Origin of the sequence: Delftia sp. K82 (assembly GCF_002193035.1) — a bacterium.
Taxonomy (GTDB): Bacteria; Pseudomonadota; Gammaproteobacteria; order Burkholderiales; family Burkholderiaceae_C; genus Comamonas; species Comamonas acidovorans.
On the sequence record NZ_MYFL01000001.1, the window covers coordinates 1 to 20,087 of the forward strand.

Annotated in this window: 22 protein-coding genes; 2 read left to right on the forward strand and 20 right to left on the reverse strand. The window is 68.2% G+C overall.

Going from position 1 to position 20,087, the window contains the following annotated elements:
- Positions 1–28: 28 nt before the first annotated feature.
- From KDK82_RS00005 to KDK82_RS00055, 11 genes are all read right to left on the reverse strand, one after another.
- The gene (locus KDK82_RS00005; protein ID WP_063328408.1) at positions 29–298 is read right to left on the reverse strand and encodes a hypothetical protein; all 270 of its coding nucleotides are present in this window, start codon (positions 296–298) and stop codon (positions 29–31) included.
- 534 nt (positions 299–832) lie between these two features.
- Positions 833–2,056: a cystathionine beta-lyase gene (metC, locus tag KDK82_RS00010; RefSeq protein ID WP_088163588.1), complete on the reverse strand. Its 1,224-nt coding sequence runs from the start codon at positions 2,054–2,056 to the stop codon at positions 833–835.
- Positions 2,053–2,724 carry a cysteine dioxygenase family protein gene (locus KDK82_RS00015; RefSeq protein ID WP_088163590.1) on the reverse strand — a complete coding sequence of 224 codons (672 nt, stop codon included), beginning with the start codon at positions 2,722–2,724 and terminating at the stop codon, positions 2,053–2,055. The genes metC and KDK82_RS00015 overlap by 4 nt, the downstream gene beginning before the upstream one ends.
- A 26-nt stretch (positions 2,725–2,750) precedes the next feature.
- The gene (locus tag KDK82_RS00020; protein WP_013800581.1) at positions 2,751–3,629 is read right to left on the reverse strand and encodes an amino acid ABC transporter ATP-binding protein; all 879 of its coding nucleotides are present in this window, start codon (positions 3,627–3,629) and stop codon (positions 2,751–2,753) included.
- The gene (locus tag KDK82_RS00025) at positions 3,616–4,437 is read right to left on the reverse strand and encodes an amino acid ABC transporter permease (RefSeq protein ID WP_013800582.1); all 822 of its coding nucleotides are present in this window, start codon (positions 4,435–4,437) and stop codon (positions 3,616–3,618) included. Before KDK82_RS00025 ends, KDK82_RS00020 begins: the two co-directional genes overlap by 14 nt.
- Complete coding sequence (locus KDK82_RS00030) at positions 4,427–5,176, reverse strand: amino acid ABC transporter permease (protein ID WP_013800583.1); 750 nt, start codon at positions 5,174–5,176, stop codon at positions 4,427–4,429. Before KDK82_RS00030 ends, KDK82_RS00025 begins: the two co-directional genes overlap by 11 nt.
- Positions 5,173–6,444 carry an aminotransferase class I/II-fold pyridoxal phosphate-dependent enzyme gene (locus KDK82_RS00035; protein ID WP_088163592.1) on the reverse strand — a complete coding sequence of 424 codons (1,272 nt, stop codon included), beginning with the start codon at positions 6,442–6,444 and terminating at the stop codon, positions 5,173–5,175. The genes KDK82_RS00030 and KDK82_RS00035 overlap by 4 nt, the downstream gene beginning before the upstream one ends.
- Positions 6,441–7,982 carry an FAD-binding oxidoreductase gene (locus KDK82_RS00040; RefSeq protein WP_088163594.1) on the reverse strand — a complete coding sequence of 514 codons (1,542 nt, stop codon included), beginning with the start codon at positions 7,980–7,982 and terminating at the stop codon, positions 6,441–6,443. Before KDK82_RS00040 ends, KDK82_RS00035 begins: the two co-directional genes overlap by 4 nt.
- Positions 7,979–8,797, reverse strand: coding sequence for a transporter substrate-binding domain-containing protein (locus tag KDK82_RS00045; RefSeq protein WP_016448804.1), 819 nt, complete (start codon positions 8,795–8,797; stop codon positions 7,979–7,981). Before KDK82_RS00045 ends, KDK82_RS00040 begins: the two co-directional genes overlap by 4 nt.
- On the reverse strand, positions 8,794–9,708 hold the full coding sequence (locus KDK82_RS00050; RefSeq protein ID WP_013800587.1) for a transporter substrate-binding domain-containing protein: 915 nt from the start codon (positions 9,706–9,708) through the stop codon (positions 8,794–8,796). The genes KDK82_RS00045 and KDK82_RS00050 overlap by 4 nt, the downstream gene beginning before the upstream one ends.
- Positions 9,709–9,810: 102 nt before the next feature.
- Positions 9,811–10,671 (reverse strand): transporter substrate-binding domain-containing protein, encoded by an 861-nt coding sequence (locus KDK82_RS00055; protein WP_047219606.1) that lies wholly within the window; start codon positions 10,669–10,671, stop codon positions 9,811–9,813.
- 224 nt (positions 10,672–10,895) lie between these two features.
- On the opposite strand from KDK82_RS00055, the gene KDK82_RS00060 reads away from it, so the two are divergent.
- Positions 10,896–11,309: a lysozyme inhibitor LprI family protein gene (locus KDK82_RS00060; RefSeq protein ID WP_088163596.1), complete on the forward strand. Its 414-nt coding sequence runs from the start codon at positions 10,896–10,898 to the stop codon at positions 11,307–11,309.
- Positions 11,310–11,324: 15 nt separating this feature from the next.
- On the opposite strand, the gene KDK82_RS00065 is transcribed toward KDK82_RS00060, so the two are convergent.
- The 7 genes from KDK82_RS00065 to KDK82_RS00095 form a co-directional block, all read right to left on the reverse strand.
- Positions 11,325–12,416: a fimbrial protein gene (locus KDK82_RS00065; protein ID WP_256974378.1), complete on the reverse strand. Its 1,092-nt coding sequence runs from the start codon at positions 12,414–12,416 to the stop codon at positions 11,325–11,327.
- A 338-nt stretch (positions 12,417–12,754) separates the two neighbouring features.
- On the reverse strand, positions 12,755–13,723 hold the full coding sequence (locus KDK82_RS00070; RefSeq protein ID WP_256974379.1) for an ADP-ribosylglycohydrolase family protein: 969 nt from the start codon (positions 13,721–13,723) through the stop codon (positions 12,755–12,757).
- A complete protein-coding gene (locus KDK82_RS00075) occupies positions 13,720–14,301 on the reverse strand; it encodes an NADAR family protein (protein WP_088163598.1) in 582 nt (193 codons plus the stop codon). The genes KDK82_RS00070 and KDK82_RS00075 overlap by 4 nt, the downstream gene beginning before the upstream one ends.
- Before the next feature lie 28 nt (positions 14,302–14,329).
- Positions 14,330–14,941 carry an HAD family hydrolase gene (locus KDK82_RS00080; RefSeq protein WP_088163600.1) on the reverse strand — a complete coding sequence of 204 codons (612 nt, stop codon included), beginning with the start codon at positions 14,939–14,941 and terminating at the stop codon, positions 14,330–14,332.
- Positions 14,919–15,503: an RNA 2'-phosphotransferase gene (locus KDK82_RS00085; RefSeq protein WP_088163602.1), complete on the reverse strand. Its 585-nt coding sequence runs from the start codon at positions 15,501–15,503 to the stop codon at positions 14,919–14,921. The genes KDK82_RS00080 and KDK82_RS00085 overlap by 23 nt, the downstream gene beginning before the upstream one ends.
- Positions 15,504–15,559: 56 nt before the next feature.
- On the reverse strand, positions 15,560–16,492 hold the full coding sequence (locus KDK82_RS00090; protein WP_088163604.1) for a sugar kinase: 933 nt from the start codon (positions 16,490–16,492) through the stop codon (positions 15,560–15,562).
- On the reverse strand, positions 16,479–17,552 hold the full coding sequence (locus tag KDK82_RS00095; protein WP_034397141.1) for an SPFH domain-containing protein: 1,074 nt from the start codon (positions 17,550–17,552) through the stop codon (positions 16,479–16,481). Before KDK82_RS00095 ends, KDK82_RS00090 begins: the two co-directional genes overlap by 14 nt.
- A gap of 87 nt (positions 17,553–17,639) precedes the next feature.
- Here KDK82_RS00095 and KDK82_RS00100 point away from each other — a divergent pair, with 87 nt between their 5' ends.
- Positions 17,640–18,374: an NUDIX domain-containing protein gene (locus KDK82_RS00100; protein WP_016448794.1), complete on the forward strand. Its 735-nt coding sequence runs from the start codon at positions 17,640–17,642 to the stop codon at positions 18,372–18,374.
- Between the two features lie 31 nt (positions 18,375–18,405).
- Here KDK82_RS00100 and KDK82_RS00105 read toward each other — a convergent pair whose 3' ends face one another.
- Both KDK82_RS00105 and KDK82_RS00110 read right to left on the reverse strand, forming a co-directional pair.
- Positions 18,406–19,368 carry a threo-3-hydroxy-L-aspartate ammonia-lyase gene (locus KDK82_RS00105; protein WP_088163606.1) on the reverse strand — a complete coding sequence of 321 codons (963 nt, stop codon included), beginning with the start codon at positions 19,366–19,368 and terminating at the stop codon, positions 18,406–18,408.
- Positions 19,369–19,412: 44 nt separating this feature from the next.
- Positions 19,413–20,054 carry a transcriptional regulator gene (locus KDK82_RS00110; RefSeq protein WP_088163608.1) on the reverse strand — a complete coding sequence of 214 codons (642 nt, stop codon included), beginning with the start codon at positions 20,052–20,054 and terminating at the stop codon, positions 19,413–19,415.
- Positions 20,055–20,087 lie beyond the last annotated feature (33 nt).

Genomic DNA, 20,087 nt, shown 5'->3' on the forward strand with positions numbered 1-20,087 from the left:
CTGTTTTTCGTGGGCTGAGGCTGATGCTTCAAACCTCGGGTTTGGCGGTGTTGCGCAGGAGATAGATCTCGTCTTCCACGTAGGTGGCCAGCCGCTCGGCGCTGTGCTGGATGGTGCGCAAGGCGTTGGTCACCACGTCCGTATCGCGCAGGCCTTCGGGCGATAGCAGCCATGCCTGGGCGAGCTGGGAGATGGAGGAAACCTCGTTGCAGCTCATCTGGACCATCCGGTTCACCTCGGTGATGGAGAAGTTCAACTGCGTGGTTCTTGCGCTGGTGGATCGTGTTTCCTGCTTCATGGCCTGGCCCTCCATGTGATGGTGAGGGTTTCGAGGCTTATGGACACTGTATGCATGGTTGCGTGCTCCGTATTCAGACGAGACAAGGCCTCTCTGATGGGGAGGCCAGCACCAGCTGCGATCGGTGTTCTTACGCACCAGCCCCTGAACAGGGGGCCGGTCGAAATGATAGAGGCTTTGGACGACAAGCGCGCTCAAAAAAAGGCCGAGCGAAGCGACGGCCCGGGCAAACTCCCCGTATGTCAGCGCCTGCGGCGTGGTGGTTGCGGGGTTGCAGTCCTGCCGAAGGACAGGACTGCTTCGTCATCTGACTCGCCGTGATGTTTGAACGTAGCGCGCAGCGCGAAGAGAGTTTCACGGCGAACCCCGCAACCGCCACGACGCAGGTTGCCCCGCAGCGAAGCGAAGGGGTCGCGGACATCCGGGTCGCCTTCTTTGATCTGACCTTTCTTGGCGAATCAAGAAAGGGCAGTCGGCTGCCGGGCCGAGACCCGGCCTCTGTCGCCAGAGGCGCGACAGAGTCAAAAAGGAAGCTCAGGCAGCCAGCCTGAACCGCTCCACCACCCCCCCAAACCCCCTCTCCAGATCCGCAATCAGATCCAAAGGATCCTCCAGCCCCACATGCAACCGCACCACAGGCGCAGTCCCCGTCCACACACTGTGCTCCCGCAACCGCTCAGGCTGCGCCACCAGCGCCAGGCTCTCGTACCCGCCCCAGGAAGCCCCCTGCGCAAACTGCCGCAACGAGTCAACGAACACGGCGCCGGCACCGGCGTCCACCCCTTCGGCAAACGCGAATGACACCAGCCCGCTGGCCCCGCTGAAGTCCCGCTTCCACAGCGCATGGCCGGGATCGGACGGCAGGGCCGGGTAGAAGACGCGGCCGACCTGGGGCTGCTGCTCCAGCCACTGGGCGATTTCGGTGGCGTGGCGCTGGTGCTGGGCCAGGCGCACGGGCAGGGTGCGCAGGCCGCGCAGGGCCAGGTAGGCGTCGTCGGCGCCTATGGTCAGGCCCAGGGCCTCGTAGGCGGTGGATATCTTTTTGGACAGCGCGGGGCCGTCGGTGATGACGATGCCCTGCATCACGTCGGAGTGGCCGGCGATGTACTTGGTCGCGGCCTGGATGGAGAGGTTGGCGCCGTGCTCCAGGGGCTGGTAGAACCAGCCGCCGCTCCAGGTGTTGTCGGTGGCCACGGCAATGCCGTGCTGGCGTGCCACGGCGGCCAGGGCGGGCAGGTCCAGCACCTCGTAGAGCAGGGAGCTGGGCGATTCCAGGTAGACCAGGCGGGTGTTGGGGCGGATCTTGCCGGCCAGATCGTCGCGCGAGGGCGAGAAGTACTCCAGCGTGATGCCCAGGCGCTGCAGCAAGGTGGCGTCCACGCGGCGCACGGGGGAGTAGACGCTGTCGGCCACCAGGGCATGGTCGCCGGGCGAGAGCAGGGCGATGAGCACCAGGGTGATGGCGGACAGGCCCGAGGGCGTGAGAAAGGCGCGGTGCCCGCCCTCCAGCGCGACCACGGCGTCTTCCAGGGCGCGGTGCGTGTCCAGGCCGTGGCGGCCGTAGGAGGCCACGCGCTCGCCGGCCTCGCGGCGGTGGTGCAGGTCGGCGTAGGCGGCGCTGTCGGCAAAGCGCACGGTGCTGGTGCGCACCACGGGCACGTTGACGGGGCCGGAGCCGCCCTGCAGCGGCGGCGTGCCTGCGTGCAGCAGGCGGGTCGACGGGCCCAGGGGCCGTTGCTTGTTTTGGGGGGTGCTCATGCCACGGCCTCGCTGGGACGGAAGTAGGCGGCGTTGTAGTTCTTGACTTCGCCGGTGTCGGGGTCGATGGCCACGCGGCCGCTCAGGGTTTCCAGCGGCTGGCCGTAGAGGTGGAAGTGCAGCGTGGGCTGCTCGCCCACGACGGCAATGCTGTGGATGTCATCGGGCAGGAAGGCGATGGAGGCGCCCGGCTGCACGGTGAATTCGCGCGCCAGGTGGATGCTGGCGCGTGCGGGGTTGCTGCGGTCGTCCGTGCGCTCGTAGAGGCGGTTGAGCTCCTGGCCTTCGACGGCAACGATCACGGCCCAGGTCGTGTGGTTGTGCGGCGCCGTGGTCTTGCCGGGGTTGATGGAGTTCAGGTACAGGGCCAGGCCCGCATCGCCATCGGCCGGGTTGAGGCGGTAGCGCGTGGAGGCACCCACGCCTTCGGTCTGCGCGGGCGGGGGAAAGTCCGCGCGGCTGAACAAGGCCTTGTGCTCGGCCAGCTGCTCCAGGCGCGCGGTGATGGCCGACAGGGTGCTGCGGTCGGGCGCGCCGGCCTGCAGCAGCTGGCGCACGTCGGCCAGGGCGGCGTCCACGGCCTGGCGGCGCCGGGCGGCGGCGTCTGTATGGGTGCCTGTATCTGCGCCTGTGCCGGCCGGGGTTTCAGTCGTTGTTTCTGCGGTCATGGGGATGTGCTCCTGGAGGTGGGGGATCAAAGGGCAAAGCGCAGGCTGTTGAAGGGCAGCGGCGTTGTGGCCGGGGCGGCTGGCGCAGGCCTGGACCGTGCACCATCGCCCAGGGCGCGCTGCAGGAATTCGCGCGTGCGCTCGCTGCGCGGGCTGCCGAAGATCTGGGCGGCCGGGCCGTGCTCGACGATGCGGCCGGCCTCGGTGAAATACACCTGGTCGCTGACCTCTTCGGCAAAGCGCATTTCGTGCGTGACCAGCACGCAGGTCATGCCGTCCCTGACCAGGTCGCGGATCACGGTCAGCACCTCGCCCACGGTCTCGGGGTCCAGGGCCGAGGTCACTTCGTCGAACAGGATCAGCTCGGGCCGCATGGCCAGGGCGCGCGCAATGGCCACGCGCTGCTGCTGGCCGCCGGACAGCTCGCCGGGGTAGGCGGATTCCTTGTGGTCCAGGCGCACCTTCTGCAGCAGGGCGCGGGCCTCGCGCTCGGCCGTGGCGCGGTCGCGGCCGACCACGCGCGTGGGGGCGATGACCAGGTTCTCCAGCACCGACAGATGGGGGAACAGGTTGTACTGCTGGAAGACGAAGCCCACGCGCTTGCGCAGGGCGATCAGCTCGGCCTCGGTGCGCAGCTGGTCCACGCGCGTGCCCGCCACCGAGATGGCGCCGCGCTGGGGCCGCAGCAGGCCGGTGATGCAGCGCAGGATGGTGGACTTGCCCGAGCCCGAGGGCCCGATGATGGTCACCGCTTCGCCGCGCCGCACCTGCACGTCGATGCCCTTGAGCACCTGGTTGTCGCCAAAGGACAGGTGCACATCCTGCAGGTGGACCAGTGCGGGCGCCGTGCCCGCGGGGGCATCGGCCGTGGCGAGTTGGGAGAGAAAGGAGTCAGTGGCGTTCATGGCGTCGCTCCAATGCCCGGGTTGCCCGGGCGATGGGATAGCAATAGGCAAAGAAAAGCGCGAGCAGCGTGAAGTACACAAGGATGGTGAAGTCCGTGCGTGCCACGGTGTTGCTGGCGATCTGGGCGGTGTCCACCACGTCGTGCACGCCCACCAGCGAGGCCAGCGAGGTGCTCATGGTGATGCTGGCGTAGAGGTTCATCCACGGCGGCAGCATGCGGCGCACGCACTGCGGCAGCACGATGAGGCGGAAGATCTCGCTGCGGCGAAAGGCCAGCGACTGGGCCGCCTCCCACTGCGCGCTGGGAATGGACTGGATGGCGCCCCGGAAGATCTCGGCCACGTTGGCGCTGGTGGGCAGGGCCAGGCCCAGCACCACCTTGACCCAGTCGGGGAACGGAAAGGTCCAGCCCACCAGCTTCAGCTCGAACGGGAACACATAGGTGGTGAAGTAGATGAGCACCAGGATGGGCGCATTGCGAAACAGCTGCACATACCAGCGCACGCCCGTGCGCACGGCCGGCGTGGGCGACAGCGACAGGGCGCCCAGCACCAGGCCGGCCACGGTGCCGATGGCCACGGCCAGCACGCTGATCTCGATGTTGACCAGCAGGCCGCGCAGCAGCGCGGGCAGCCATTTCCACAGATGCACGAAGGCAGGCGGGGCGCTGTCCGTGGCGGCCCAGCAGGCGCACAGGGCCAGCAGTGCGGCGCCTGCGATCAGCCAGGGGCTGCGCGCCGCGCGCAGCAGGGCGGCGGGCAGCGGACGGGGCGCGGCGCCGGTGTTCAGGGTGGCTTCATTGGCCATAGCCGGGCATCCTCAGGTGTTGTTCCAGCCAGCGGCCCGCCAGGCTGACCAGCCAGGTCAGCAGGCCGAACCACAGCAGGATGAGCAGCAGCAGCTCCAGCACGTTGTCGCGCTGCGACCAGATCATGATGGACTCGTAGGTCACGTCGCCCACGGCGATGGCCGAGGCCACGGCCGTCATCTTCACCAGGTCCACCAGGTTGTTGGTCAGCGAGGGCAGGGCAAAGCGCACGGCCAGCGGCAGCTGCACGCGCACCAGCAGCTGGCGCTGCGAAAAGCCCAGCGAGCGCGCTGCCTCCAGCGTGGTGGCGGGCACGGCCTCGATGCCGGCGCGCAGCGCCTCGGCATGGAACACGCCCTTGTGCAGCGAGACCACGATCACCACCCAGACAAAGGGCGTGAGCGGGTTGTTGCCCGCGCCCCAGTCGCGCAGTTGCTGGGTGATCAGCATGTTGAGCACCAGGAAGGCGCAGTACAGCTGCACCAGCGTGGGCGTGTTGCGCGTGACCTCCACAAAGGCGCGCGCAGGCCGTGCCAGCCAGGCACGGCCCGAGGTCAGGGCCGCCGCCAGCGCCACGCCGGCCGCCAGGCTGCCGGCAATGGTCAGCAGGGCCAGCTGCACGGTCACGAACATGCCGCGCACAAAGGCCTGGCGCTCGGCCACGTCCAACACGAAGGCGTAGTTCAGGCCCAGGCCCTTGAGCGCTTGCACGCCCTGGGCAAGCAGGCTGTCGTTCATGGCACGGCCTCCAGGGCGGCCGGCTGTGCATGCGCTTGCGCTTGCGCAGCGGGGTCTTTCAGCGCGGCCACGGCGCGTGCGATGCGGGCCGTGGCCTCGGCCAGCACCTCGTCGCTGGCGGCCGTGGAGATGCGGAAGTACGGCGACAGGCCGTAGGCCCCGCCATCCACGGCAGCCACGCCTTCGGACTCCAGCAGCCATTCGGTCAGGTCGGTGTCGCTGGCGATGGGCTGGCCGTCCGGGCGCAGGTGGCCTATCACCGCGCCGCAGTGCACAAAGGCAAAGAACGATCCGCCCGGCGGCAGCAGGGCCAGGCCCGGCACCTGGTCCAGCGCCTGGGTGACCCGTTGCGCGCGCCGCGCATAGGCGTTGCGGGCCTGCTGCACAAAGCTCTGGTCGGGCGACTGCAGCGCCGCCGTGGCTGCGGCCTGGGCCACGGAATTGGGGCCTGACGAGGCCTGCGACTGGATCACCACCATGGCCTGCACCAGCGCGGCCGGGCCTGCGCCCCAGCCGATGCGCCAGCCGGTCATGGCATAGGTCTTGGAGACGCCGTTGACCAGCAGCGTGCGCTCGCGCAGGTCGGGGGCCACGGCCAGCCAGTGCGCGGGGGCCTGGGGCGTGAACCAGATGTGCTCGTACAGCTCGTCCAGCAGCACCAGAACCTGCGGGTGCTGGCGCAGCACCTGGGCCAGGGCGGCCAGTTCCTCGCTGCTGTAGACGGCGCCCGAGGGGTTGCCCGGCGTGTTCAGCACCAGCCAGCGCGTGCGCGGCGTGATGGCGGCCTGCAGCGCGGCCGGCGTGAGCTTGAAGCCCTGCTCAATGCCGCAGTCCACGATGACCGGCGTGCCGTCGTTCACGCGCACGATGTCGGGAAACGAAGGCCAGTACGGCGCGGGCACGATGACCTCGTCGCCCGCGTCCAGCGTGGCCGCCAGCGCGTTGTAGATCACCTGCTTGCCGCCGTTGCTGACGATGATCTGCCCGGCGTCGAAGTCCAGCCCGTTCTCGCGCCGGTATTTGGCGCTGATGGCCTGGCGCAGCGCGGCCGTGCCGGGCGTGGGCGTGTACTTGGTTTCGCCACGGGCCAGGGCCGCGATGGCGGCCTGCTTGATGGGCTCGGGCGTGTCGAAATCGGGCTCGCCCGTGGTCAGCGCAATGATGTCGCGGCCCTGGCGGGCCAGGGCCGTGGCCCGCGCGCTGGCCGCGGCATTGGGCGAGAGCCTGACGCGCTGCACGCGCTGCGAAAGGGGAAAGGGCGTGGTCATGGCGTGTGGCCTTCCTGGAATGCGGCGGCTGGCGTTGGAGAAACCTGCGGCAAGTCGTGCGGCAAATCGTCCGGCAGGGCTTGCAGCACCTTGCCGGGATTGAGCAGGCCCAGCGGGTCGAAGGCCTGCTTGAGACGCCGCATGAGCTGCAGCTCCACGGCGCTCTTGTAGCGGGGCAGCAGGTCGCGCTTGGTCTGGCCCACGCCGTGCTCGGCGCTGATGGAGCCGCCGTGGGCGTGCACGCTGTCGTGCACCACCTCGTGGATGGCGTCTTCCTGGGCAAACAGCTGCGCGGGCGTGCTGTCCGGCGCGTGCGACACGTTGTAGTGCAGGTTGCCGTCGCCCAGGTGCCCGAAGGCCACGGGCCGCACGGCGCCAAAGCGCGCCTGCAGCAGCGCGGCCGTGGCCGCAAGAAAGTCGGGGATGCGCGAGATGGGCACCGACACGTCGTGCTTGATGTTGCGGCCGTCGCGCCGCTGGGCCTCGCCCAGGGCCTGGTCGCGCAGCCGCCACAGGGCCTGGCTTTGCTGCAGGCTCTCGGCAATGGCGGCATCGGTGACCAGGCCGTCCTCGAAGGCCTGGCCCACCACGCACTCGAAGCGCTGGCGCGCATGGTCCTCGCCCTCGCTGTCGGACAGCTCGATCAGCGCAAACCAGGGCGCCTTGAGCGCCAGCGGTATCGGCTGCTCGGGCACATGGCGGGCTATCAGGCCCAGGGCCGTATCCGACATCAGCTCGAACGCCGTCAGGCTGGCGCCGAAGCCCGCCCGCGCCTGGCTGAGGAAGGCCACCGCATCGCGTATGCAGCCAAAGGCCAGCAGGGCCGTGTGCTGGGCGCGGGGCAGCGGATGCAGGCGCAGCGTGGCCGCCGTGATGATGCCCAGCGTGCCTTCGCTGCCCACGTACAGGTCGCGCAGCGCATAGCCGGTGTTGTCCTTGCGCAGCCCGCGCAGGCCGTCCCAGATGTCGCCCTCGGCCGTCACCACTTCCAGGCCCAGCACCAGTTCGCGCGCGTTGCCGTAGCGCAGCACCTGGGTGCCGCCCGCGTTGGTGGACAGGTTGCCGCCAATGGTGCAGCTGCCCTCGGAGCCCAGGCTGAGGGGAAACAGCCGGTCCGCATCGCGCGCTGCCTGCTGCACATGGGCCAGCACGGCGCCGGCTTCCACGGTCAGGGTGTCGTTGTCGGTGTCGATGGCGCGCACGCGGTTCAGGCGCGCCAGCGACAGCAGCACGGCGTGGCCCGAGGCGTCGGGCGTGGCGCCGCCCATCAGCCCGGTGTTGCCGCCCTGGGCCACGATGGGCGTGCGGTGGGCGCGGCACAGGCGTACCAGCTGCGCCACCTGGGCCGTGTCGGCAGGCCGTGCCACGGCCAGGGCCTGGCCCGTGAGGCGGCCATGCTGGTCGGTCAGGTAGCCGGCCGCATCGGCACCCGTGAGCACATGGGCATCGCCCAGGGCGTGGCGCAGCGCGGTGACCAGGTCGGCGGGGCCGGTGATGTGGCCGCTGGTGCTGGTGTTGGTGCTGGTGTGGGTGCTCATGCGGGCGCCTTCCTGAACTTGTCGTGCAGCTGGTGCAGCAGCGGCGTGGGCGTCATGCCGTTGCGCTGCTCCACCTCGATCAGCCAGCCCGTGCGGTGCCAGTCCTGCACGATGCGGTCGATGGCCGCCTGCGTGTCGGACTCGCCCTTGCGCAGCCAGATCACCGAGGGCGAGGGAATGATGTCCGCGGGCGAGACGATCTCGTAGTCCTTCCAGTCCGCATTGCTGGCCACGAGTTCGCGCAGCGTGGGGCTGACATGCACGGCGGCCGCGCAGTTGCCGCCCTTGAGGGCCAGCAGCGACTCGGGCTGGCCCCGGAAGGCCTTGATCTGGGCGCCGTATTGATCGGCCAGCGGCTTGGTGAAATTGCTGCCCTGCGACACGCACACGGGCTTGCCGCGCAGGTCGTCCCACTGGCGCACGCCGCTGCCCTTCTTGGCGATGGCGGCGCCGCCGACTTCCTCGAACGGCGTGGGCACGAAGGACAGGATCTCGCTGCGCTCCTGCGTCCACTGCATGTTGGCGATCAGGATGTCCACCTTGCCCTGCTGCAGGAACTGCACGCGGTTGGACGGCTGGACCTGCACGGTCTCCACCCCCACGCCCAGGCCCTTGGCCACGCCTTCGGACAGCTGCACGTTGTAGCCCACGTGCCTTTGCGTGACGGGGTCGATGGTGCCGAACGGCGGCCCCGAAAGCATCACCCCCACCACGATCTTGCCGCGCTGCTTGATGCGGTCCAGCGTGGCGTCGGCATGGGCTGCCAGGGCCGTGAGGGCGAGCAGGGCCGCCAGTGCGGTGCGGGTCGGCTTCATGGCTTGGCTCCCTTGGCGGCGGCCTGGGTTGCCTGCGCATCGGCTTGTGCTGCCGCATACACCGCGAAGTCGTAGGGCGCGCGGTCGAACTGGCCCTTCAGCGCGCGCTCGTGGCGCTCGGCGATCCAGGTGTCGGGCACGCCGCTGGCGCGGGCCACCTTGAGCAGAAAGCCCGTGCGGTGCCAGTCCTGTATGGCCTTGTCCACGAAGGCCTGGGTGTCGGCCTCGCCGCGGCGCGTCCACACCACGGTGGGCGAGGGAATCAACTGGTCCTGCGTGCCCAGCTCGAAGTCCTTCCACTCGGCCGCATTCGGGCCGGTGAGCTTTTCATAGAGCGCGGGCTGGATATGGACCGAAGCCGCGCAGGTGCCGCCCTTGAGCGCCAGCAGCGACTCGGGAATGCCGCGCAGGCCCTTGACCACGGCGCCATAGCTCTCGGCCAGGGGCTTGGCGAAGTTGCTGCCCTGCGACACGCAGGCCACCTTGCCGCGCAGGTCTTCCCAGCGCTTGATGCCGCTGGCCTTGGCCACCAGGGCGCCGCCGCCGATCAGGTCATAGGGCGTGGGCGCGAACGAGAGGATCTCGCTGCGCTCCTGCGTCCACTGGATGTTGGCGATCAACAGGTCCACCTTGCCGCTTTGCAGGAACTGCACGCGCGTGGAGGCTGTCACGGGAACCGTCTCCAGCGGCACGCCCAGGCGGCGCGCGATGTCGGCGGCCAGCTCGGTCTGGTAGCCGCCGGTCTTGCCGGTGGCGGGGTCCAGCACGCCGAACGGCGGGCTGGCACCGTCGATGCCCACGGACAGCTTGCCGCGTTGCTTGATCTTGTCCAGCGTGGCATCGGCGTGGGCGGCACCGGCGCCCAGCAGCAGGGCCAGGGCGGCGGCAAGGGGGGAAAGAAGGCGGGGCATGCGTGAATCCATCAGGGAACGGAAGGCCCGGCCCCGTCTTGCGGGGCCTGGGCCTGGGTGGTCGGAAAAAAAGTAGGAGTGGACCGCCGTGGCGGTCGGCGGTCAGCTGGCGGACTTGAACTTGGCCTGCAGCTCGGGCAGCAGCGGGTTGGCCGGCTCTATGCCCACGCGCTTTTCGGCGGCGATCAGCCAGCCCGTGCGGTGCCAGTCCTGCACCACCTTGTCCACGGCGGCGATGGTGTCGGCCTCGCCCTTGCGGGTCCAGACCACGGAAGGCGCGGGCAGCACCTCGCTGGCGATGGGCGCCGAGTACTGCGCCCATTCGGGGTTGCTGCGCAGCAGCGGGTAGATCAGCGTGCTGTCATGCACGGCGGCCACGCAGTTGCCGCCCTTGAGCGCCAGCAGCGAGTCCGACGAGCTCTTGTAGCCATGCACCTGGGCGCCGTACTCGCTGGCCAGCGGCTTGGCAAAGCTGCTGCCCTGGGACACGCACACGGGCTTGCCGCGCAGGTCTTCCCACTTGGCGATGCCGCTGCCCTTGCGCACGGCGGCAATGCCGCCCACGCGGTAGAAGGGCGTGGGCGCGTAGCCCAGGGTCTCGGCACGGTCGGGGTTCAGCTCCATGGAGGCGATCAGCAAATCCACCTTGCCGGCCTGCAGAAACTGCACGCGCGTGGCGGTCTGCACCTGGACCAGCTCGGCCTCCACGCCCAGGCCCTTGGCCAGGGCGCGTGCCAGCTCGGGGTTCCAGCCCACCAACTGCTGGGTGGACGGGTCGATGGAGCCGAAGGGCCCGCCATTGACCAGCACGCCAATGGTGACCTTGCCGCGCTGCTTGATCTTGTCCAGCGTGGCATCGGCCCGGGCCTGGGTGCAGGCCAGGGCCAGCGCGGCGGCGATGAAGGTCAGGGATGCGGAAAGGGTGGCGCGGGGCTGGCGGCGCAGGGTGGGGCTTGTGTGCATGGCGGGAGCGGGGCGGTCGGGACGAACGAAAGATGCGTACGCCTGCATCTTCTGGCCGCCCTTGACCCACGGCAACAAAGCTTTGGGAGCATGTTTATGCGCTTTGCGTCGCTGCATCAGGGTGATCACCAGGGGAATGTGGGCCCGAAGCAGGGCGGGTCGATGGTGTAATCGCGACGGCCGGGGTGCTGCGCCCACCGGCACCTCCCAGCGAGCCCTCTTCCATGCACCAAGCCCTAGCGTCCCTACTCGCCCCTCTCGCCTGCGCCGCCCTGCTGTGTGCCAGCCCCGTGGCCTGGGCCGCCAATCCCACCAGCTCGGGCAATTGCGAGGAAAGCTCCACCAACATGGCCGAGGTGCGCGCCTGCCTGCACGAGCAGAACGTGGCCATGGTCAAGGCCGCCTACGTCTCGCTGTCGCTCAAGCTCAAGGCGCGCATGCCCCAGGCGTCGGAAGAGCTGGAAGTGGCGCAGAGAAACTGGGTGCAGTACGCGCGCAGTGCCTGCGAGTTCCTCTCTGAATTCAATTCCGCCAGCTTTGCCAAGGACGATGCGCGCGCCAACTGCTGGAGCGACTTCGCCCGCGCCCGCACCAAGCAGCTTAAGTCCTGGGAAATGCAGCTGGACAAGAAGCCCTGAGGGCGGGGACGCTGCTCACTGGTAGTTCAGCGTGAAGGTGGCCCTGCCGTTGGCCTGCCCCGTCGTGACTGCCGCAGCGGTCTGCACGTATTTGGCAGTCAGCGGGATCTTGAACTGGGCAACGCCCTGGACGATGGTTCCCGCACTCCATTGGTTGGTGTTGCCAGGCACGTTGGAGTCCGGGCCGTAGCCGAGAGCGGTGCCATCCTTCAGTATCTGTATGCCTATTCCCGTGGCAACCGGCTTGCCGTCTGGCGCGGTCTGGCTCAAGGTCAGGACGGTGCTCTGATTGCTGGTGTCGTTGGCATCGGTGAGCGTGATGTGGGGGCGCAGAACGCTTTCGGGCGCGCCGCCCTTGCATTCCAGCGTGATGTCGAAGTGCTGGGGGATGGAGGTGGATTGGAGGCCCGTGAATCGCAGGATGGGCACAGCGCCCATGGGTACGGAGATGGTCGAGGCGGCCACCGAGCAGGAGGGACCGACCACCACCCTGGTGCGGCCGGACAGGTTGACGTTTCCTGCGGTGCAGCTGGGGCACTGGAATCGCATCTCGACGTTCATCCCGGAGCCCGTTAGCGTGCCAGCGGAAACGTTGCCGGTTTTCACCAGCTCGATCCAGACATCCTGGGGATGTGAACTGACATTCCAGAAATAACCCAGCGCGCCCGAATGATTTTCTGATTCGGTGGTAATGGGCATGGTTCTGCCACTGGGAGCGCTGGGGCCGCGCCATGTTGCCCACCAGCGGATTCCAATGCCGGGAATATTGGTGCTGTAGACATTATTGTATCCGGGCGTCTTGTTTCCGGATTGAACATTGGCGGCCACAACGGCTTTGGAAACATCGTACTCGAATGCCGTGTTCAGCACCGCTTTAAGATTAAATACGGTTGCCGTAGACTTCCATAGCGTCGATCCGTTGGAGTAATTTCCGGGTACTGTTATTTCCTCGGGCAGTGAAATGCTGGAGCTGGTGGGGGAGAATACGCCCCCGGCAAAGGCATTGGTGTTCATCGTTGCCGCTGAAAAGGCGATGAGAAATGGAAGGGCGATCAATGCAAGGCGGCGTACTTGCAAGGGAAATGAGGGAATGAAAGAAGAATGCATGATACTGATTCGGTCCATTGCTGAAGTATGATTGTCGAAAATATCACGCAATAGTTTTATTGAACTTTTGAGTGAATAATGAGGGGCTGAAAATGAAAGCATCGAATCATTCGATGGGTGGCCTCTTTAGTATTTCGCACTCTACGCCGAAGATATGAGGTGATGCAATCAGACTGCTCTGAAAATGGAGCGTGGCTCAGTCAAAAGCCGCTCATGCACGCCATTCGTAGAGAGCAAGGCCTGCGTGTCACGGAGCTCGGGCGCGTGGGAGGTCGCGCAGACAAGCCCGGTCCAGTCCGCTCGCGGCCCCGGCGGCTGTCGTGAGCGCGCCAGGCCGCTCAGTTGCTGAGAGGTGCGGTCGGAGAAGCGTCCCTGGCACCTCTGGCGGCTTGCCAGAGCGCATCGGCCAGGGCTGTGATCTCAGGGGCCAGGTGCAGGCGTTCCAGCCAGCGGTCCGCAATGCCGCTGGCGCCGTGGAGGGCTCCGGCCAACTGGCCCGTGATGGCTGCCGTGGTGTCGGCGTCATCGCCCAGGTTGGCGGCCTGCAGTACCGCGCCTTCAAAGCTGTCATGCCTCGCAAAGCACCACAGGGCCGCCTCCAGGCTGTCCACCACGTAGCCGCTGCCGCGAATCTGTGCGGCCGGCTTGTCGCGATAGTCGCCACGGGCAATCTCCCGCAGGCGCGGGCTGGCGCCGTTTTGCAGAACGCCGCCCAGGTCCAGAACCTGCGACCGGGGCAGTCCCTGCAGCGCCCGGCACAGCGCCACGGCAAACAGGCGGCAGGCCTGCAGGCATTCGGGTGCCGCGTGGGTCGTGCGTGAGCTGAGTTCAGCCATGCGCTGCACCAGGTCCTCGTCGGGGCCGAAGAACATGGGCACGGGCGCCAGCCGCATCAGGGAGCCGTTGCCGGCCTGGTCCGGGTCGGGCGACCCGGCCAGCGGATCGCCGGTGGCCAGGAAGCGCTGGATGGCCGCCCTGGTGGCCATGCCGATGTCAAAGCAGTTGCCGGTGGAACTCCAGTAGCCCCATTCGTACCAGTTGGCATAGCGCGCCATCTGGTCCTGCGGGTCGCCGCCGCCGCGCTGGAGCAGGCTTTCGGCCAGGCACAGGGCCATGGAGGTGTCGTCGGTCCACTTGCCTGCGGGCAGCGAGAAGGGGCCGCCGCCCACCATGTCGGTCAGCGGCGCAAAGCTGCCGCGCGGCTGGAATTCCAGCGTCGTTCCCACGGCGTCGCCACAGGCCAGGCCCAGCAGGGCACCACGGTATCGGTCCAGCGTGTCCATGGCCATGCCTGTGCTCGCGCTCATGGTCGGTCAGGAGCGGTGCTGCGCAGCCGCGCGCGCACCTGCATGAGGGCAAAGCCCAGAAGGTTCAGGCCCTGCCAGCGCGCGGGGTCGGCGGCGCGCGCATCGTCGGCGGCCAGGCCAATGCCCCAGATGGCGTCCACGGGGCTGGCTTCCACCAGAACCCGGTCGCCCGTGTTCAGCAGATAGCGGGCCAGGGCGGGGTTCTGGGAGAACTTGGCCTGGTTGGCGCGCACCACGATGCCCATGCGCGCGGCCACCCAGGCCGTTTCATCAAAGCCCTGGATGCCACGCCCCAGCTTCTTGGCCTCGCCCGGCGTGCGGCAGCGCACGATGGCCGCGTGCGCCGCCCCGTCGCCAAACAGCCGTGCCTTGCCCGCCATCATGAAATGCTCGGCCGTGGGGTAGTGCTGGCCATCGACCTCGAAGCCCGCCTCGAACCACTGGCTCATGCAGGTCTTGCCGATGGAGCCATCGGCCGCAGGCTGGTGGCCCCAGAACGGCAGGAAGCGCGGGGTGAGACCCTGGGCCATGGCGTGCTGGAGGTCTTGCAGGGAGGCGATGTGGTCTGTCGTAGTCATGGGCTGTCTCGTTGCCGTATGTGCCGTTTCAGGAATGCGATGGAGCTTGCTGCAGCCACCACTGGCTGAAGGCCATCAAATCTGCGTGCTGCGAGTGGGCGTGGACCAGGTCCGGCCCGGTGTTGGGCGTGCCGTTCGGGCCACGGCACACCAGGGCCGCGTGAATGCCCGGGCCAATGTCCCGGAGGTAGGGCAGATAGTCGTCCACAAAGGCGACCGGGCCGAGCCGCTGCAGGGCGTCTGCCTTGGGGCTGCGCAGGCCGGTGGTCCGGCCCGTGGCGATCACGCGGTCGATGGGAAAGCCGAGGTCGCGCAGGTTGCCCAGGCGGGCCTGCTCGAAGCGCGCCGCCAGGGCCGTCACGCAGACCAGTTCGTAGCCGGCGCCCTGCAGGTCGTGGCAGGCCTGCAAGGCATTGCCCAGCGCGGGAATGCTGCGCCAGAAGGCATCGTCCATGCAGGCCCTGAACTGTTGCAGGCGCTCGCCGTCCAGCGCCTGCACGGCCCAGCGGTCCATGGCCCAGTAGGCATGGGGGTCGGCCTCGGCGGGGCGCTGGCCGAACGCGCGTTCCCAGGCTCCGGCATAGGCGCTGTTGTAGTCCAGCAGCACGCCATCGGCGTCAAGGGCAATGATGGGTTTCATCGTGTTCCTCTTCGGCCCGCACGCGCAGGTAGTGCGGTGCCACGCTGTCCGTGAGCCAGACGCCGTTGTCCGAGCGGTAGAACAGGCAGGCATCGGCATGCATGCGCGCCGCATCGATCTCCAGCAGCACCAACCGGCCATAGCGCTGGCCCACGGAGCGGGCCGTTGCGAGGTTGTCGGTCAGGTGCACGTGGTGGCGGTTGCGCCGGTCCAGGCCGGTGCGCAGGATGGAGTCCAGAAAGCGCGTGGCCGTGCCATGGTAGAGGCGCTGCGGCGGCACGCTGGCCTGCAGGCCCAGGTCGATCTGCACGGAATGCCCCTGGCTGGCGCGGATGCGCAGGCCGTCGGCGCTGATGGCAAAGCGCTGCTTGGGGCAACTGCGCACCACCTCCATCAGCAGTGCGGGTGAGATGTTGCGGCCGGCCGCCTGGGCGCCGCGCAGCAATGCGTCTATGGAGACCCAGCCCTGGGCGTCCAGTGCGAGCCCGGCGCGACCGGGGTTGTGGCGCAGGACCAGGCTCATGAATTTGCTGGTCGATGTCAGTGTGTTCTTGTTGTTCATACGGTCCATTTCCATGGATTTTCTTGTTGTGTTGATGATTGTCCGTGCTTCGGGCTTCACACCACCAGGCAGCCCTGCCGGTCCGACAGGCCGATGGTGGCCTGCATGCCCGCCGTGAACTGCAGGTAGTCGGCCTCCATGCCGTCCGAGAAGATGACGCCATGGTCGGGCATGCGCGAGCGCAGGGTCAGCGGCTGGCCGGCGGTGACCTGGCCGTAGACCAGCTCGGCCGTGGAAGAGCGGCTGGGAAAGGGCTCGCGCACGGCGAAGTCCAGGCGTGGCGCATCCCAGGCGAAGGGCTGGTAGTCGAAGTCGGTGGACGCGCCACGCACGGCGCGGGCAATGCCCATCGATCCCGTGACGATGCTCTTGATCCAGGCCGACGAGCCCAGCCCCGTGGCGACGATGAGGCCGGAGGACGACTGGGACTCCTGCCGCTCGCCCAGCGTGATGTCGTACAGGGCCGAGGTATGGCTGCGCGGGCCGATGAACAGGTCGTTGGCGGCGCGCAGCACCTGGCCGTCGCTCAGGCGCGCTTCGGCCAGCGTGACGGCGCGCGTGGGGCGGCGGTTGGCGGCCACGTCGCCCAGCAGGGCGGCCAGGTCGGCGGGGGCGAAGGGCAGCAGCAGGCCGTCCCAGCGCGCGGGCTCGGGATTGACGCCGATGAGCGGCTGGCCGTCCAGGTATTTCATGGTGTTGGCCACCATGCCGTCCTGGCCTAGTGCCACCACGATGTCGTCGGCGCCGAAGACGAAGTTGGGCACCAGGGCGCGGTCCACGATCTGGTAGCGGCCGCGCGCCTCCAGCGCCTGCACCACGGCCTGCAGGGCGGCGGCGTAGGCGGCGCTTTCGCGCAGGTAGTCGCCAAAGTCGGCACCCAGGTGCTCGATGTAGAAGCGCGCCTGGGACAGCGTGTGGTACCTGGCCACCAGCTCATCGAGCCGCGTGCGCCGCACCACCAGCACGGTCTTGCGTTCATTGGCGTTCACGGCGGCTCCTTGCGGGTTCGGGATCGGCCACGGCAGCTGCATGGCCTGCACCGGCGCCCATGAGCGACTGCAGCAGCTCGGGCGAGACATTGAGCTGGCCGATGCGCTCGGCCTTCTCGGCAATGCCGCCAAAGGCCTGGGCGATGAGCTGGCCCGGCTGCATGCCCACGGCGGCCAGCGATTGCACGATGCGCGGATCGGCCTTTTCCAGGGCCTGCATGACGGCACCCACGCGGTAGGCCTCGGCCTCGGCCAGGGTACGGCTGTTGGCGGCCTGGCCTTCGACGAAGTCGCGGCGGCTGGTCTCCAGCGCCACGTCGGCGGACATCTGTTCGGCGCGCAGCTCGTTTTCCTTGCGCATCTGGGCGGCCTTGGCTTCCAGCTGGGCCTCGCGGATCTGGCGCTTTTTCTTTTCCACGGCCACATCGGTATCGAGCTCGTTCTGGCGGATGGCGCGCTCGTTTTCCACGGCAGCCATGCGGCGGGCATAGACGGCGTCGTCCGCGGCCTTGAGGTTGGACTCGCGCGCCTCGGCTTCCAGGGCGCGGGCGATGTCGGGCGTGGGTTTGACGGCCATGACCGAGACGCCCAGGATCTCCAGCCCCAGCGCCTCGATCTCGGGCTGGGCGGCCAGCTCCTGCTGGGCCGTGCGCGCAATGAGCGCCGAGGAGCGCAGCGCCTGCTTGAGCTCCAGCGCCTGCACGGCCTGCTGGATGATGACCTCGGCCTGCATGGTCACCCGGTCGCCCAGGCGCTGCGGATCTTCGGACATGTATTTCTGGCCGTCGCGCGCCAGGGAGAAGTCCATCAGCGTGGCGGTCTGGCGCGGTGTGCTGATGCGGTAGGTGACCTGGCCCTGCACGGTGACGCTCTGGAAGTCGGCCGTCACCAGCTCCAGCATGAAGTGGCAGTCCTGGCTGCCCACGGGCACGGCGACCAGAGTGGTGGTGGGGGCGTAGTAGAAGAAGGACTGGCCCGCACCCTCGCGCACCACCTTGCCGGCGCGGAACTGCATGAGGTGGACCGTGGGTTGGGACTTGATGAAACGGATGCCGAACATGGTGCTTCTCCTTTAAGTTGCTCTGTGCAACTTGTATGGGTTGCATAGTGCAACTTAAAATCCGGCACGTCAAGCACAATCCATCCCATGGCTGAAAAAAATTCCCCATCCCCGCAGGGCGCGCTGGACTTCCCGCGCCCGTTCACCACGGTGGACGTGGTCATCTTCACGGTGGCCGACGATGCCCTGCAGGTGCTGCTGGTGCAGCGCCCCACGGCGGGCAGCGAGCCGTTTCCGGGGCTGTGGGCGCTGCCCGGCGGCTTTGTGGATGTGCGCCAGGACGCGGACCTGCTGGCCTGCGCGCGGCGCAAGCTGCTGGACAAGACGGGTGTGGACAGCCCCTACCTGGAGCAGCTGGGAAGCTGGGGCGGCGCGGCGCGCGACCCGCGTGGCTGGTCGGCCACGCATGTGTATTTCGCGCTGATCCCGGGGCACGACCTGATCCTGGCCAAGGGCGCGAATGCGGCCGATGTGTCGTGGTTTGCCGTCGATGAGCTGCTGCGCGCGCCTGCGTTGGCCTTCGACCACGGCGAGATCCTGCGCGCAGCGGTGGAGCGGCTGCGGGGCAAGGTGGAATACACCTCGCTGCCGGCGTTCCTGCTGCCCGAGCCCTTTACGCTGCCGCAGCTGCAGCAGGCCTACGAAGTGGTGCTGGGCCGCCCCGTGGACAAGAGCGGTTTTCGCACGCGCATGATGGCGGCCGGCTTTCTGGTCGAGGCCGGCCAGGTGGAGGGCACGTCACGCCGCCCCGCCATGGGCTACCGGCTGGCCGACCGCAGCGCGCCCGTGGTGTTTCCGCGCACCTTCAGCCCGCGCGGGTGAGGGCGGCCTTCGTTCAGGACCAGGACCAGGATCAGGCGCCCAGCAGGCTGCAAAAGCGCTGCATGTCCACATTGCCGCCGCTGAGGATGATGCCCACGCGCTGGCCGCGCAGCTCTTCGCCTTTCTGGCGCGCGGCGGCAAGGCCCAGGCAGCCGGTGGGCTCGACCACGAGCTTCATGCGCGTGGCCAGGAAGCCCATGGCATCGACCAGCTCGGCATCGCTGGCGGTGAGGATGTCGGTCACGTCGCGCTGGATGATGGGGAAGGTGATGCCGCCCAGGTGCTGGGTCTGGGCGCCGTCGGCAATGGTCTTTGGGGTGTCTATGTGGACGATGCGGCCTGCGCGCAGCGACTGCTGGCCGTCGTTGCCGGCCTCGGGCTCCACGCCGTAGAGCGCGCACTCGGGGCTGAGCGCGCGTGTGGACAGGGCGGTGCCCGACAGCAGGCCGCCGCCGCCCAGCGGCACGAAGAGGGCGTCCAGCGGGCCGGTTTCCTCGAACAGTTCCTTGGCGGCCGTGCCCTGGCCGGCCAGCACGTCGGCATGGTCGTAGGGCGGGATCAGGGTCAGGCCGTGGCGCTCGGCCAGGTCGCGGCCGATCTGCTCGCGGTCTTCGGTATAGCGGTCGTAGACCACCACCTGGCCGCCATAGCCCTTGGTGGCCGCCACCTTGGCGGCGGGCGCGTCATGCGGCATGACGATGGTGGCGGGAATCTCCAGCAGCCGCGCTGCCAGTGCGATGGCCTGGGCGTGGTTGCCCGAGGAAAACGCCACCACGCCGGCCTTGCGCTGGGTGGGGCTGAAGCGCGACAGCGCATTGAATGCTCCACGGAACTTGAAGGCGCCCATGCGCTGCAGGTTCTCGCACTTCAGGAAGACGCGGGCGCCCAGCGCATCGTCCAGCGTGCGCGAGGTGAGCACGGGCGTGCGGTGGGCATGGCCCTGGATGCGTTGGGCCGCTGCGGCCACGTCGTCATAGGTGGGAAGGCTTGTCATCGGTACGGGAGAGAAGGGGTTGCTGATCGGCGGGGTGCCGGGAGCTACTTGGCGTAGCTGTAGACCGTGGCGCGCGACACGCCCAGGTGGGCGGCAATGGTCTCCATGGAGCGGCGCACATCGAGCAGGCCGGCGCCCTTGAGCTCGCGGACCAGGGCGCGGCGCTCCTCGGGCTTGAGGGCGCGCGGCGTGGTCGCCAGGCGGGCCGCGAACTGGTCGATGCGGGCACGCACCGTGTCGGCGCCTGCGCCGGCGCCCGTGGGGTCCAGCATTTCGCGCGCGGGGGTGTCGCCGCTGACGGCGGCAAAGCGGTTGAGCATGCCCTGGAAGCCCTGGAACATTGTCAGGTCCACATTCATGCACAGCGCGGCGATGTAGCGGCCCTTGGAGTCGCGGATGCCGATGGACGTGCTCTTGGCCTGGCGGCCATCGGCGAACTGGTTGGGGTAGTTGGCGATGACCTGCTCGTAGCCGGGGTCGAGGATGCGGGCCAGGCCCAGCTCCGTCGCGCCCTGGCCCACCTCGCGGCCCGACAGGTTGTTGTGGATGGCCAGCACCGCATGGGACGGGTCGAGCAGGTCATGCACCACCACCTCGCAGAACGGGGCAAAGGTCTGGCCCAGGCCTTCTGCGATCTGGGCCAACTGGTCCAGAAGCTGGCGCTGTTCAGGGGTTCGTTGGGTCATATTGGACATTTTGTTTTGAATTGGACAAAATGT

Coding starts and splice junctions, on each gene's coding strand:
- KDK82_RS00035 (WP_088163592.1), bottom strand. CDS start 6,444: ATGACCACGCCCTTTCCCCTTTCGCAGCGCGTGCAGCGCGTCAGGCTC.
- KDK82_RS00065 (WP_256974378.1), bottom strand. CDS start 12,416: ATGCATTCTTCTTTCATTCCCTCATTTCCCTTGCAAGTACGCCGCCTT.
- KDK82_RS00075 (WP_088163598.1), bottom strand. CDS start 14,301: ATGACTACGACAGACCACATCGCCTCCCTGCAAGACCTCCAGCACGCC.
- KDK82_RS00070 (WP_256974379.1), bottom strand. CDS start 13,723: ATGAGCGCGAGCACAGGCATGGCCATGGACACGCTGGACCGATACCGT.
- KDK82_RS00080 (WP_088163600.1), bottom strand. CDS start 14,941: ATGAAACCCATCATTGCCCTTGACGCCGATGGCGTGCTGCTGGACTAC.
- KDK82_RS00040 (WP_088163594.1), bottom strand. CDS start 7,982: ATGAGCACCCACACCAGCACCAACACCAGCACCAGCGGCCACATCACC.
- KDK82_RS00105 (WP_088163606.1), bottom strand. CDS start 19,368: ATGACAAGCCTTCCCACCTATGACGACGTGGCCGCAGCGGCCCAACGC.
- KDK82_RS00050 (WP_013800587.1), bottom strand. CDS start 9,708: ATGCCCCGCCTTCTTTCCCCCCTTGCCGCCGCCCTGGCCCTGCTGCTG.
- KDK82_RS00030 (WP_013800583.1), bottom strand. CDS start 5,176: ATGAACGACAGCCTGCTTGCCCAGGGCGTGCAAGCGCTCAAGGGCCTG.
- KDK82_RS00015 (WP_088163590.1), bottom strand. CDS start 2,724: ATGACCGCAGAAACAACGACTGAAACCCCGGCCGGCACAGGCGCAGAT.
- KDK82_RS00085 (WP_088163602.1), bottom strand. CDS start 15,503: ATGAACAACAAGAACACACTGACATCGACCAGCAAATTCATGAGCCTG.
- KDK82_RS00005 (WP_063328408.1), bottom strand. CDS start 298: ATGAAGCAGGAAACACGATCCACCAGCGCAAGAACCACGCAGTTGAAC.
- KDK82_RS00060 (WP_088163596.1), top strand. CDS start 10,896: ATGCACCAAGCCCTAGCGTCCCTACTCGCCCCTCTCGCCTGCGCCGCC.
- KDK82_RS00110 (WP_088163608.1), bottom strand. CDS start 20,054: ATGACCCAACGAACCCCTGAACAGCGCCAGCTTCTGGACCAGTTGGCC.
- KDK82_RS00100 (WP_016448794.1), top strand. CDS start 17,640: ATGGCTGAAAAAAATTCCCCATCCCCGCAGGGCGCGCTGGACTTCCCG.
- KDK82_RS00095 (WP_034397141.1), bottom strand. CDS start 17,552: ATGTTCGGCATCCGTTTCATCAAGTCCCAACCCACGGTCCACCTCATG.
- KDK82_RS00020 (WP_013800581.1), bottom strand. CDS start 3,629: ATGAACGCCACTGACTCCTTTCTCTCCCAACTCGCCACGGCCGATGCC.
- KDK82_RS00055 (WP_047219606.1), bottom strand. CDS start 10,671: ATGCACACAAGCCCCACCCTGCGCCGCCAGCCCCGCGCCACCCTTTCC.
- metC (WP_088163588.1), bottom strand. CDS start 2,056: ATGAGCACCCCCCAAAACAAGCAACGGCCCCTGGGCCCGTCGACCCGC.
- KDK82_RS00025 (WP_013800582.1), bottom strand. CDS start 4,437: ATGGCCAATGAAGCCACCCTGAACACCGGCGCCGCGCCCCGTCCGCTG.
- KDK82_RS00045 (WP_016448804.1), bottom strand. CDS start 8,797: ATGAAGCCGACCCGCACCGCACTGGCGGCCCTGCTCGCCCTCACGGCC.